General features: G+C 50.7%; 4 protein-coding genes. 2 read left to right on the forward strand and 2 right to left on the reverse strand.

The window, feature by feature from the left end; genetic code table 11:
- Nucleotides 1-178: 178 nt before the first annotated feature.
- Nucleotides 179-11,221 carry an amino acid adenylation domain-containing protein gene (locus AC59IL_RS19240; RefSeq protein WP_496553811.1) on the forward strand — a complete coding sequence of 3,681 codons (11,043 nt, stop codon included), beginning with the start codon at nucleotides 179-181 and terminating at the stop codon, nucleotides 11,219-11,221.
- Nucleotides 11,222-11,482: 261 nt separating this feature from the next.
- Here the strand turns inward: AC59IL_RS19240 and AC59IL_RS19245 are convergent, their stop codons facing one another.
- A complete protein-coding gene (locus tag AC59IL_RS19245; protein ID WP_496554060.1) occupies nucleotides 11,483-11,644 on the reverse strand; it encodes a helix-turn-helix domain-containing protein in 162 nt (53 codons plus the stop codon).
- Nucleotides 11,645-11,989: 345 nt separating this feature from the next.
- Between AC59IL_RS19245 and AC59IL_RS19250 the strand changes: the two genes are divergently transcribed.
- Nucleotides 11,990-13,459 (forward strand): sensor histidine kinase, YfiR-like protein-associated, encoded by a 1,470-nt coding sequence (locus AC59IL_RS19250; RefSeq protein WP_496553812.1) that lies wholly within the window; start codon nucleotides 11,990-11,992, stop codon nucleotides 13,457-13,459.
- A 19-nt stretch (nucleotides 13,460-13,478) separates the two neighbouring features.
- Here the strand turns inward: AC59IL_RS19250 and AC59IL_RS19255 are convergent, their stop codons facing one another.
- Nucleotides 13,479-14,012, reverse strand: coding sequence for a nuclear transport factor 2 family protein (locus AC59IL_RS19255; protein ID WP_496553813.1), 534 nt, complete (start codon nucleotides 14,010-14,012; stop codon nucleotides 13,479-13,481).
- Nucleotides 14,013-14,020 lie beyond the last annotated feature (8 nt).

Genomic DNA, 14,020 nt, shown 5'->3' on the forward strand with positions numbered 1-14,020 from the left:
ATACTTTCTCATACACCGGGTTGACTCCCTCCAAAAAAAGTTTTATTGCCGGATTGGGATCGGGCCTTGTTTCCAATCTCTCCATCAACAACAAGCTGGAAATGCCGGATATGTACGGGTTTATCAGGCTATAGAAGGCCGGCCTCGCGAAAATTTAGCACTATAAAAAAAATTATAAATGAGAAATGGGGATTTGAACATTGCACTCAGTGTTTTACGCCGTGCAAAAAGCAGGGGCGTTCAATTATTTTCAGAACAAGGAAAACTTAAATTTAAAATCCCTAAAAATGGAGTGCCGGATGCGGATTTATTGGAGGAAATAAAAAAACACAAGGATGTGCTTAAGGCCCTGCTCGACAACGGGGAAGACTTTTTTAATAACGAGAGTATCAGTGCAGAGTTGTCGGCTTCTTATCGGTTGGATAGTAAAAGGATTCCACTGTCGTATAGCCAGGAACGTTTGTGGTTCATCGATCAGCTGGGGGGGAGTGTTCAGTATCATATCCCGATGATGCTTCGGCTGAAGGAAATAAACGGCGAGGCGCTGGAGAAGGCGTTGCGGGGATTGATTGAACGGCATGAGGTGTTACGGACGGTGTACCGTCAGCATGAGGGGGTAGCCTACCAGGAGGTGCTGGAAGCCGGGGGCTGGCGGCTGGGTCGGCCGGTGGTGGGAGATCGCCTGGCCGAAGAGCTGGCCGGGGAGTTGATAGGCCGTCCGTTCGATCTGTCTGCAGACTACATGCTACGTGCCGACCTGGTTGAGAAAGCAGGTGCGGAGGCGATGCTGGTGGTGACGATACATCATATTGCCTCAGATGGCTGGTCATCAGATATCCTATACCGTGAGCTGCCGGAGTTGTATGAGGCAGATTTGAATGGTCGTTCGCTGGTGCTGGAGCCGCTGGGATTACAATATGCAGATTATGCGATCTGGCAGAGGGAGTATTTGTTGGGGCCGGTGCTGGAGGCAAAGCTGTTGTACTGGAAAGAGAAGTTGAGTGGGGTATTGCCACTGGAACTGCCTGCAGATCATATTCGCCCTGCAGTGAGCAACGGCCGGGGAGCGATGTTGACCTTTCACTTAGATAAAGAACTGAGCGAAAGGCTGCGGGAGTTATCGCAGCAAAAAGAGGTGACTTTATTTATGACGCTGCTATCGGTATTCAAAGTATTGCTGTACCGGTACAGCGGTCAGGAAGATATATGTGTAGGCAGTCCTGTGGCCAACCGTGGACAGCGGGAGGTGGGAGGGTTGATCGGCTTTTTTGTGAATACGGTGGCGCTGCGCAGTGATCTAAGGGGCAACCCATCGTTCAGCGAATTGCTTGATCAGGTGCGGGAGACGACATTGTCGGCGTATGCGCACCAGGACACGCCGTTCGAGAAGGTGGTGGAAGCGGTGGTAGACCACCGTGACCTGAGCCGGAGCCCATTGTTTCAGGTAATGTTTGAATGGCAGAATAATTTTTCGGGTAAAGAAAGCGTAACTAATATCGGAACCGTAATATCGAAACCAGTCGTTTATGAGCAAACGACTTCCAAATTTGATCTGACATTAACAACTCAATCCGGTGAACAGGGAATAATCGCCAGCATAACCTATAGTACAGACCTGTTTGAGGTGGAGCGGATACGTCGGATGGCGGGTCATTACGAGCGTTTGCTGCGGTCGGTGGTATCGGATCCTGAGCAGCGGATCGGTGAGCTTGAGCTGCTGAGTGAGGCGGAGCGCCGTCAGCTACTGGAGGAGTTCAATAATACGGCGGTAGAATATCCGCAGAACAGGACCGTGCTGGACCTGTTCAGGGAGCAGGTATTGCGCAGCCCCGGGGCCACGGCGGTGGTGTATGAAGCACAGCGGCTGACGTACCGGGAGCTGGATGAGCGGAGTAACCAGGTAGCGCACCATCTGCTAAAGAAGGGTGTTGTGGCGGAGACGCTGGTGCCCTTGTGTATCGGGCGGTCGGTGGAGCTGATCATTGGCGTGCTGGGGATACTAAAGGCGGGAGGGGCGTATGTGCCTTTGTCTCCTGAATATCCTGCTGAACGATTGTACCATATAATTACCGATACGGGAGCAGGCGTGGTTGTTACCAATGAATATACCCGGGAACTATTAAGTAAGTGGGAAAATTTACAAATAATCAGTCTTGAAAATACTAATATAAGTAAAGAACTAAACACCAGGCCGGAAGTATGGCTACATGCCGGCAGTCTTGCTTATGTAATATATACATCGGGAAGTACAGGATTGCCGAAAGGCGTATTAGTGGAACATGGTTCTGTAATAAATCTGATAGTTCATCAGAGTAAAGAGTTTGTAATCGAAAAAAGCGATAAGATATTACAATTTGCCAATTTCTGTTTTGATGCTTCGGTTGAACAGATATTTCTTGCCCTGGTCAATGGAGCCACGCTGGTTTTATTTCCTGAAGGTTTGCAGTTGTCGGCCGACAGGTTTGAACGGATGCTGTTAGATGAGCGGATCACTCATTTACATGCTACACCCGGTTTTCTTGAAACTATTACACCTGGCAGGCATGGAGGGCTAAAGCGGGTAATCGCAGGAGGAGAGTATTGTAAAAGTGAATTATGCCGGAAATGGATAGCCTATACAGATTTTTATAATGAATACGGTCCTACAGAAACTACGGTAACGGCTGTTGAGTATGCAGCAGTGACAGGAGATGCAAAAGCAATTGAAGGACTGCCGATCGGGAAACCATTATCCAATACACGGATTTATATCCTCGATGGCAACGGGCTGCCGGTTCCGGTAGGAATACCGGGCGAGATTTATATAGGCGGTGTTGGCGTAGCACGCGGGTATCTTAACCGTCGTGAACTGACAGCCGAACTATTTATCCCGGATTCTTTTTCGAAGGAAGCAGGCGGCCGCTTGTATCGAACGGGAGACATAGGTCGCTGGCTGTCTGATGGGAATATAGAATACCTGGGCCGGCAGGATAATCAGGTGAAGCTAAGGGGTTACCGGATAGAGCTGGGCGAAATAGAAAGTGTGTTGAACGAAAGTACGGGAGTATTGAATGGGGTGGTAATAGTACATGAGGATGATAAGGGAAATAAACAATTAATAGGTTATGTGGCGGTGGAAGAAAGTTATAACCGGGAGGAGGTGATAAAGTACCTGCAATCGCGGTTACCCTCGTATATGGTACCTGTTTTACTGATAGAACTTGAAGCGCTGCCGCTGACGGATAATGGTAAAGTAGACAGGAAGCAGTTAAGCAAAAGAGATGTAAATGGATTATTTAGCGATCAATATGAAGGTCCGCAAAATGCGATACAGGCCAGCATTGTGGAAATATGGCAGGAGTTGCTGGGCCGGGAAGTTATAGGAGTGCATGACAACTTTTTTGAGCTGGGCGGTCATTCGCTGCTGGCAATGCGGGTGCTGTCGGCGATACAGGCAAAGTTGAAGGCCGGGTTAGAGGTACGGGATATCTTCGGGCGTCCTACGATAGCGGGTTTGTCGGAATTGTTGCAGGAGCGTTCCGCAGAGGTACTGCTGCCTGCACTGGTTCGTCAGCCGCGCGGTGGGCGAATCCCGTTGTCGTACAGCCAGGAGCGGCTTTGGTTTATCGATCAATTGAATGGTAGTGTTCAGTATCATATTCCGGTGGTGCTGCGGATGAAAGGGATAAACGGCGCAGTGTTGGAGCGGGCATTACAGGGGTTGCTCGAACGGCATGAGGTGCTCCGAACCGTATACCGTCAGCAGGAAGGAGTAGCCTACCAGGAAGTGCTGGAGGCCGGCGGCTGGCGGCTGGGTCGGCAGATGGTGGAAGATCGCCTGGCCGAAGAGCTGGCCGGGGAGCTGGCGAGCCGTCCGTTCGATCTGTCAGCGGACTATATGCTGCGGGCTGATCTGTTGGGGTTTAATAACGGGGAGACACTGCTGGTAGTGACTGTACATCATATTGCCTCGGATGGCTGGTCATCGAATATCCTATATCGTGAATTGATGGAGCTGTATGAGGCAGAGGTGAGTGGTCGTGTGCCGGTGTTGGAGCCGCTGGGATTACAATATGCAGACTATGCGATCTGGCAGCGGGAGTATTTGTCGGGGAAAGTGCTGGAGGCAAAGCTGTCGTACTGGAAAGAGAAGTTGAGGGGGGTATTGCCACTGGAACTGCCGGCGGATTATGTTCGCCCTGCAGTGAATAGCGGTCGGGGTGCGGCGCAAAACTTCCGGTTGAATAAGGAACTGAGCGGTGGGTTGCGGGAGTTATCGCAGCAAAAAGAGGTGACTTTATTTATGACGCTGCTATCGGTATTCAAGGTTTTGCTGTACCGGTACAGCGGTCAGGAAGATATATGTGTTGGAAGTCCTGTGGCCAACCGTGGCCAGCAGGAGGTAGAGGGGCTGATCGGCTTTTTTGTGAACACGGTGGCGCTGCGCAGTGATTTTGGAGGCAACCTGTCGTTCAGCGGGTTGCTGAACCAGGTGCGGGAAACGACATTGTCGGCGTATGCGCACCAGGACGCGCCGTTCGAAAAGGTGGTGGAGGCGGTAGTAGAACACCGTGACCTGAGCCGGAGCCCGTTGTTCCAGGTGCTGTTCGTATGGCAGCAGGCCGCGCGGGGTCAGCATGAGGAGACTGGTTTGTTGGGTGTGGAGGTATCCGGAGAGGGGGTAGCGCACACGACCTCGAAGTTCGACCTGACCTTTACCTTAATAGAGGAAGGAGAAACCATCGGGGTAGCGGTAGAATACAGTACAGACCTGTTTGAGGCAGAGCGGATAGGCCGGATGTTTGATCATTACGAGCAGTTGCTGGGGTCGGTGGTATCGGATCCCGGACAGCGGATCGGTGACCTGCAGCTGCTGAGTGAGGCAGAGCGCCGTCAGCTGCTGGAGTTCAATAATACTGCGGTAGAATATCCGCAGAACAGGACCGTGCTTAACCTGTTCAGGGAGCAGGTTTTGCGAAGCCCGGAGGCAACGGCGGTGGTGTATGAAGAACAGCGGCTGACCTACCGGGAACTGGATGAGCGGAGTAACCAGGTGGCGCACTACCTGTTACAGAAAGGTGTAGTGCCGGAGACGCTGGTGCCGTTGTGTATTGAGCGGTCTGTGGAGATGATCGTTGGCGTGCTGGGAATACTAAAAGCAGGAGGGGCATATGTGCCGGTAGACCCGTCCTATCCGTCGGAGCGGATAGGGTATATGCTGCAGGATACGGGAGCGAAGTGGGTGCTGGGCAGCAGGGCGGCCGGCGAGCGGTTGCCATCCTCATTCGCAGGTGAGGTGATCCTGCTGGATGAGGGGGAAGAGATCTGGCATCAGCCGGTGACGGTAGTGGAGGCGCAGGTGTTGCCCGATCAGCTGGCGTATGTGATCTATACCTCGGGCTCTACGGGCAGACCCAAGGGCGTAATGATAGAACATGGCAATGCGTATTGTTTTCTGGAATGGTGCCGAACGATTTTCGAGCCGGAAGAATACGGGATTATCTATGCGGGTACTTCCCTGTCGTTTGACCTGTCGGTATTTGAGCTGTTTTATCCATTGAGTACGGGCAGGAGAATCCGTTTGCTGGAAGATGGCTTATCGATTGGCCGGTATGTGTCGAAGGATGAGGATATTCTGTTGAATACGGTACCGACGGTGATCCGCCATTTGCTGGAGGAGCAGACAGACCTGAGCCGGGTGAAGGGTATTAATATGGCCGGAGAGCCGATTGGAGCTGATATTTATAAGAGCCTTCCGTTAGACAGGATGCGGGTAAGAAATCTGTACGGTCCCACGGAAGACACAACATATAGTACGAGCTACCGGCTGAACAGTGGGGGCACGGCGTTGATAGGCAAGCCGATCAGCAATACGCAGATCTATATACTTGATAGCGGCGGTCAATTATCGCCGTTGGGTATACCAGGGGAGCTGTTTATCGGAGGGGCGCACGTTGCGCGCGGTTATTTGAACCGTGAGGAACTGACGGCAGAGAAGTTTGTGGCCGATCTGTTCAGTGGGGAAGTGGGGGCGCGACTGTACCGGACAGGGGACCGGGCCAGGTGGCTGGAAGACGGGAACATTGAGTTTCTGGGCCGCATAGACGACCAGGTGAAGATCAGGGGATACCGGATCGAGCCGGGAGAGATTGAGAGCATGCTGCAGGAGAGCGGCCTGGTGAAGCAGTCGGTGGTGGTGGCCAGGCAGCAGGAGGCAGGCGGTCAGCGGCTGGTGGGGTATGTGGTGCCTGCAGAGGGGTACAAGCGGGAGTCTTTGCTGTTGTGGGTGCGGCAGCGGTTGCCGGAGTACATGGTACCGGGGGTGCTGGCAGAGCTGGAGGCATTGCCGCTGACGGCGAACGGGAAGGTAAACCGGCTGGCGCTGCCCGAGCCGGGTCAGGCAGCCAGTAGTGCGTATGAGGCGCCGCAGACCCATATAGAGCGCGTGCTGGCGGAGATCTGGGGAGAGCTGCTGCGGGTAGAACGGGTAGGTATAAATGACAATTTTTTTGAACTGGGAGGCGACTCGATCATTACGATTCAGGTGGTGAGCCGGGCGCGCCGGCATGGATATATACTGGAGCCGAAGGATCTGTTTGTGCACCAGACGGTGGCCCGGTTGTCGGGCGAGCTCGGGGCGCGTGACCGGGAGGCGGTGAAGGCCGAGCAGGGAGTGTTAAAGGGCAACTGCGGGTTGTTGCCGATTCAGCGGTGGTATTTTAGCGGGGAACGCCTGAAGGAGTCTCATTTTAACCAAAGCGTACAGGTTGGTTTAGTGAAGGGGGTGCCCCTGGACCGGGTGAGGAAGGCGGTGTTGGAAATGCAGGAGCAGCACGATGCGCTGCGCCTGGTATATGGGCAGGGAATATCTGAGTATGGAGAAGTGTACAATTGTGTGGAAGAAATAGTAGTGGGCAGCCGGGAAGAGCTGTTAAGCGCAGCCGAAGAGGCGCAGCGGAGCCTGTCGATAAGGGAGGGCCGGCTGATGAGGGTCCTGGTAGTGCGAACGCCGGCGCAGGAGGAGCATGACCGGCTGCTGATGGTAATCCATCATCTGTCGGTTGATGGGGTGTCGTGGCGGATATTGCTGCAGGACCTGGAGGAATTGCTTAGCGGCTATGCGGAGGGCAGGCAGGTGAAGCTGGGAGCCAAAACGAGTTCCTATCGGGAGTGGGTGGAGAGTGTGGATCGGTATAGTCAAACGCGTCGTTTGGCAGACCAGGAGGATTACTGGCGGAGGGTGGTGAGCCGTTACCAGCCTTTGCGGGTGGATGAGGCAGAAGGGCAGCCGGCGCAGGAGTCGATGTCGGAGAGAGTAACGGTGGTGCTGGACGAAGAACGCACTCGTCAGCTGTTGCAGGAGTGCGGCCGGGCCTATTATACCGAGGTAAACGATCTTTTGCTGAGCGCATTACTGCGGTCGGTGGCTCAGTGGCAGGGGGTATCATCGGTGGTGGTAGGGCTGGAAGGTCATGGCCGGGAGGAGCTGGGGGAGCGGATGGATACGAGCCGTACGGTGGGCTGGTTTACCAGCCTGTACCCGGTGTTGCTGGCAGGTGATCGGGGATCAGACATGGGAGCGACAATCAAGGGCGTCAAGGAGCAACTGCGGAGTATACCAGACAAAGGACTGGGCTATGGGGTGCTGCGCTATATAAAGGGAGTGGAGGAGTGGAACGGACAGCGGGAGGACCCGTGGGACATTGTGTTCAACTACCTGGGGCAGCTCGACAATGCGGTGGAGCAGAAGGGGGGCTGGCTGCGGCCGGGCGGTGGCCCATCGGGAACGGATGTAGACGGTGGAGAGGTGTTACGCTACAAGGTAGCAATAAATGGAGCCGTACAGTCGGGTCAGCTGGTGTTGGGCTTGACCTACAGCTGCCGTCATTACAGGGAGGCTGCCATCAAAGAACTGGCTGGTTTATACCTGTCGGCGCTGCAGGAGGTGATCGATCATTGCCGGGGCCGTCAGGGTGAACACACGCCTTCTGACTTCGGACTGGAAGGAGAGGTGAGCTATGAAGAAATGGATGCATTCCTGGATCAGGAGCTGGAAGGGGGGCGAAAGCGCCGCCAGGAGATAGAGGGCGTGTACCGGCTGAGTGGTTTACAGGAAGGGATGTTGTTCCACAGTTTGTACGACCAGCGGTCGGGGGCTTATATGGAACAGATGAGCTATGAGGTAGTGGGGCTGGATGAGCAGGTGTTTGTACGCAGCTGGGAGGACCTGTTGAACCGGCACAGCATACTGCGTACAGGATTTTATGCGGATGCGTTCAGGATTCCGGTGCAGTGCGTGTACCGGAGAGTGGAGCCGCCGCTGGAGGTAGTGGATTACCGGCAGCTGGGTGAAGCGGAGCGCCGGGAGGCGGTAGATCAGTTTCGACGTGGGGATATCAACCGTGGTTTTGATCTGAAGCGGGCGCCGTTGCTGCGGCTGACGCTGCTGCGGCTGAACGAAGAGCGCAGTGCACTGGTATGGACCTTTCATCACCTGTTGATGGACGGTTGGTCATTGCCGGTAGTGCTGCAGGAATTGTTACAGGGGTACGATCATTATATACGTGGCGGCCTGGTGCGTGAGCAGAAACAGGACCGCTACGAAGACTATATCCGGTACATTGGAAGCCGGGACCGTTATGGGGAAGAGGCGTATTGGCGGGATTATATGTCGGGAGTAGAGGAAGGAACGCTGCTGCCGTTCGTGACCCCGGGACTGGAGCGGACAAAAGGGTCGGGTGAATACAAAGAGGAACAGCTGCAGCTGGGCCGGGAGTTGACCCAACAGCTGGAGGGGTATGCGCGCAGTCAGCGGGTGACGGTGAACACGATGATGCAAGGGGTATGGGCCTATCTGCTGTACCGGTATACGGGCAAGCGCGACGTGGTATACGGGGTAACAGTGTCGGGTCGTCCCGGGGAACTGGATGGGATAGAAGAGCGGGTTGGGCTGTACATCAACACGCTGCCGCTGCATGGAGTGATAGAGGAGCACATGGAGGTGGGAGAGTGGTTGCGTGGGATCCAGCATGACCAGTTGTCGTCACGTACCTACCAGTATACGCCGTTGAGCGCTATCCAGAGCTGGACGGGTATAAAGGGGGATTTGTTCGACAGCCTGCTGGTGTTCGAGAACTACCCGGTGTCGGAAGTCATCTCGTCGAAGAAGTGGGAGTTACGGGTAGAGAAGGTCTTAAAGATGCAGGAACAGACCAATTATCCGATGACCGTTACAGTTGGAGCATCGGATACAATCATAGTGTCCTTTAATTACAATGCGGAGTTGCTGCTGCCGGAATATGCGGGCAGGATACGGGATCATTTTGAGCAGTTGCTATTGCAGTTGATAAATGGGGACGTAAATCGGATAACCGATTGGGAGCTGCTGAGTGAGGCAGAGCGCCGTCAGCTGCTGGAGTTCAATAATACTGCGGTAGAATATCCGCAGAACAGGACCGTGCTTAACCTGTTCAGGGAGCAGGTTTTGCGAAGCCCGGAGGCGACGGCGGTGGTGTATGAAGAACAGCGGCTGACTTACCGGGAGCTGGATGAGCGGAGTAATCAGGTGGCGCATTACCTGTTGGCAAGGGGTATTGAGCCGCAAACACTGGTGCCGTTGTGTATTGAACGGTCCGTGGAGATGATCGTTGGCGTGCTGGGAATACTAAAAGCAGGAGGGGCATATGTGCCGGTAGACCCGTCCTATCCGTCGGAGCGGATAGGGTATATGCTGCAGGATACGGAAGCAAAGTGGGTGCTGGGCAGCAGGGCGGCCGGCGAGCGGTTGCCATCTTCGTTCGTAGGCGAGGTGATCATGCTGGATGAGGGGGAAGAGATCTGGCATCAGCCGGTGACGGCAGTGGAGGCGCAGGTGTTGCCCGATCAGCTGGCGTATGTGATCTATACCTCGGGCTCTACGGGCAAACCCAAGGGCGTAATGATAGAGCATAAAGGAATCTACAATCGTTTGCTTTGGGCTCAGGATTTTTACCGGTTTACGCCAGAAGATCGGATTCTGCAAAAAACGACCTTTTGTTTTGACGTATCCGTTTGGGAATTGTTATGGCCTCTTTTGACAGGTGCACGATTGGTTTTTGCAAAAACGGGGGGGCAGGCAGATACGAATTACTTGTTGGAACTGATCGAAAGAGAAAAAATAACAGCGCTGCATTTTGTGCCATCAATGCTGGAGCAGTTTCTGATGGATATGACGCCGGGGCGTTGTATTAGTTTGACGAAGGTTTTATGCAGCGGAGAGTCATTAAAGGTCTTACATCTGCGGCTATTCAGGGAAAAGCTCCCTCATGCTGAACTGCATAATTTGTACGGACCAACGGAGGCTTCAATAGATGTCACCTATTGGGCAATGCCGAATAAAGGCATTGAAGACCTGAAGGTGGTCCCGATAGGCAGGCCGGTATCCAATACGCAGATTTTCATTTTAGGGAAAAACGGGAAACCAGTACCGGTCGGTGTAGCAGGCGAAATATGCATTAGGGGTGTACAGATCGCAAGGGGATACCTGAATTTGCCTGACCTGACAAGGGATCGATTTATTGTTCATCCATTTGATAGAAACGAAATTGATAAGGTTTATAGAACAGGAGATGTTGGGAGATGGCTTCCTGATGGCCAGATAGAGTTTTTGGGGCGACAGGACAACCAGGTTAAAATACGTGGGTTCAGAATCGAACCAGATGAAGTAGCATTCGTGTTGTTGCAATGTCTGCTGGTAAAACAGGCCGTAGTGCTTGTGACAAAAGGAGGAGAGGGCGACCGGTTAGTGGCCTATATAGTACCCAACGATGCTTTTGATAAAGGCGGGATTATGGCTTATATGCAAACCAGATTGCCTGAATATATGATTCCCGGACTTTTGATAGAAATACCGTTTATTCCGCTGACATTGAGTGGCAAGCTGAACACGAAGGCCTTGCCGGATCCGGCAATGCTAAGGGAGTATGAAGAGCCGGTCAACGAGCTGGAATGGAAGCTGTCTGCTATCTGGCAGGAATTATTGGGTGTTGCCAGGGTAGGACGAAGGGATAATTTCTTCGAGCTGGGTGGGCATTCAATACTCGCCATACGAATGGTCTCTGCTATCAGGATCAGGCTGCTTTCGGATATACGGGTGAATGAGATATTCCGGAACCCAACGGTGGCGGCTTTGGCCGAACAGATAAAAGTGTCGCTAAAGAGTTTGGCCGGAAAAGATGAAGGGTATGATGAAATAATAATTTAAAAAAATAAACCAGCAATGGAACTTTCAACACCTCAGTTACAGTAATACGAGGAGAAAAGCGGTTAAACCGTTCTTTTCTTTTTTGCCCCCGGGTCATAGAATGTGTTTAACCAGGTAATAAAGTAGCCGGCTCTTTTTAGTTATGCTTCATTCCCGGCGGCAACTGTTCCTGTGTAAGATTGAACATGCCCACAATTCAAGCCAATCATTATATTTTTTCCCTGTATCTTATTCCTTTGAGTTCACCTTTGTGAGTGACACTTACTTTTCTGCTTTAAATTTTCCCCGGGGAAGTTTGTATTTGTTTTTAAATGCACGAGTAAAGTGCATGTTGTCCTCAAATCCGCTCTCCATGCAGATTTCATCAATACTGTAATCGAAGTTTTCAAGCAGGTATCCGGCGTATGCCAATCGCTTTTCTATTAGCCATTTTTCCCGGCGTAGTCACTACAAAAGGCAGACGGTAAAAGTAGCCGGCTCTTTGTAGACGTTAGAGTCATGTGTAGATTATACAAATTGATTTTAATCAAAGAATAGCGATCCGTTATATCGATTTAGATGTATGCAGTTGTTCTTTAAAATCTTTTTCCGAACTTACATATAAACGGGATAAACAACGCATTTGCAATAACAATGAAAGGTAAACGAAATTTCTTCAAAGAAATTTTGTGTCTGTCCTTTCATCCTTTAATAAACCATCTTTTGCTTACCTAAACCCAGTAATCCCGTGGCTTCCTACCTTCCCCCGTGAGGTCAAACGTTCACTATTTGGGAAGATCATATGTCAATTATAAAAACCGGATGCTTTTTCGAAACGCCCCGATACGAAAAAAATTACTAAGGATCATTTTACTGATCAATGGGATTGTTATACTCGTTGCCTGCATCGCATTTTTTGTTTATGAATACTATATATTCCGTAAAGCGGCTATAGAAAATATCTCAGTCATTGCAAGGATCACTGCAGCTAACTGCACAGCAGCTATCACCTTTGAAAATGCAGAAGATGCGACGGAGATAATACAAAAGTTGAAAACAGAACCGCATATTGTTGCTGCCGGAATTTATGATGTAAAGGGAAAGTTATTCTGTAAATATTTTAAAGACAGCATCAACCTGGATTTACCAACCATTCCGCAAACTGAACAATACCGCTTTGGCGATTCGTATCTGGAAGCTGTAGAACCTGTTGTAATGGAGGGCAGGCAACTGGGCACCCTGTACCTGAGGTCTGATCTGGGCGCCTTGCACGAGAGGATGGTACTGTATGCTATTATTGTTGGCTTTGTGCTAATGGCATCCTTGCTGCTCACATATATACTGGTGAAAATTTTGAAAAAAAGTATAACTGCACCAATAATTGCACTGGCCAATACCGCAGAGATTGTTTCCAATAAACATGATTTTTCGGCGCGTGCCGTAAAAATGGGTAACGATGAGTTAGGTAAACTTACCAATGCTTTTAATGAAATGCTTGATCAAATCGAGCAACGCGATAACGCCCTGAGAGAATTTAATGAAACCCTTGAACAGAAAATAAAAGATCGTACAAGTCAGCTGGAATCTGTTAATAAGGAATTGGAAGGTTTTTCCTATTCGGTTTCTCACGATTTAAGAGCCCCATTGCGGGCAATTATAGGGTACGCGGCTATATTGCAGGAAGATTATGGCAATAAGCTGGACGACGAAGCCAGGCGCATTATGTCGGTTATCAGAAACAATACTGTAAAAATGGGGCAGCTCATTGATGACCTGCTTGCTTTTTCCAGAATGAGCCGGCAGGAAATGGTAAAGGGCAGAGTCGACATGGCATTGGTAGTTAATGAGGTGCGGGAGTCGTTAGCTACCCAATTTGATTTTACAAGAATACACTTGCAAATACAATCATTGCCCGAAGTAAGGGCGAACGAAAATATGATCAGGCAGGTATGGGTTAACCTTATCTCCAATGCCATTAAATATTCGTCGAAGCGTGAAGTATCGCACGTTGAAATTGGCACCTTTTCGCAGAACGGGCACGTTGTATTTTTTGTAAAGGATAACGGTGCAGGCTTTAATCAGCAATATGCAGAAAAGCTGTTCAAAGTATTTCAGCGGTTGCACAGTGCCGCGGAATATGAAGGCACGGGTATTGGCCTTGCCCTGGTTGAAAAGATCGTTTCAAAACAAGGCGGAAAGGTGTGGGCTGAAGGCGAAGTGGATAAAGGCGCCTGTTTTTATTTTAGTTTGCCAAAGTAATTATCAAAGGACTCATATTTTATTTTCCCGTATGTACTCCTTCAGCAAGGGCAGGCCGGTGATCATAACTTATTATGCGTGCCATTTTCCAGTCGCCATTGTTTAACAACCATACATGAAAAAATTGGGTTATTCCGTCAGGCCTTTCAGGTTTTCCTTTTTCCTTTATGTAAAATATTTGCGCTCCGCTACAAACGGCTCCATATATAATCCCGGAATTCTTTAGCGGAAATATTTTAATACTACTGTCAACCGGCTCCCTTCTTATTCTGAAACGATCGATATTATCAATGAGGCTTTTTTTTAAGGAGTTGATCAGGTTCAACTGTCCGGTAGTTATACCACCTTTATCGTGGTAAAACTCTACGTCTTTCGAAATAAACGAAGCCATTTTTGATATATCATAGGCATTGTAAGCATGCCAGAAAAGACTGTCTTTATTTAAAATAAGGGCTGTTAATTCCTGCTCATTATTCTGTGCAAACAGAACATTGCCAAAACCGGGCAATAATACTGTCAATGCCAAAATGGTTTTTTGAATATGCTTTTTCATAAGAAGCT

This window comes from Niastella sp. sgz303648, from assembly GCF_059587045.1.

Excerpts from the sequence above, each read along its gene's own strand:
- AC59IL_RS19240 (WP_496553811.1), top strand. The coding sequence starts at position 179 with ATGAGAAATGGGGATTTGAACATTGCACTCAGTGTTTTACGCCGTGCA.
- AC59IL_RS19255 (WP_496553813.1), bottom strand. The coding sequence starts at position 14,012 with ATGAAAAAGCATATTCAAAAAACCATTTTGGCATTGACAGTATTATTG.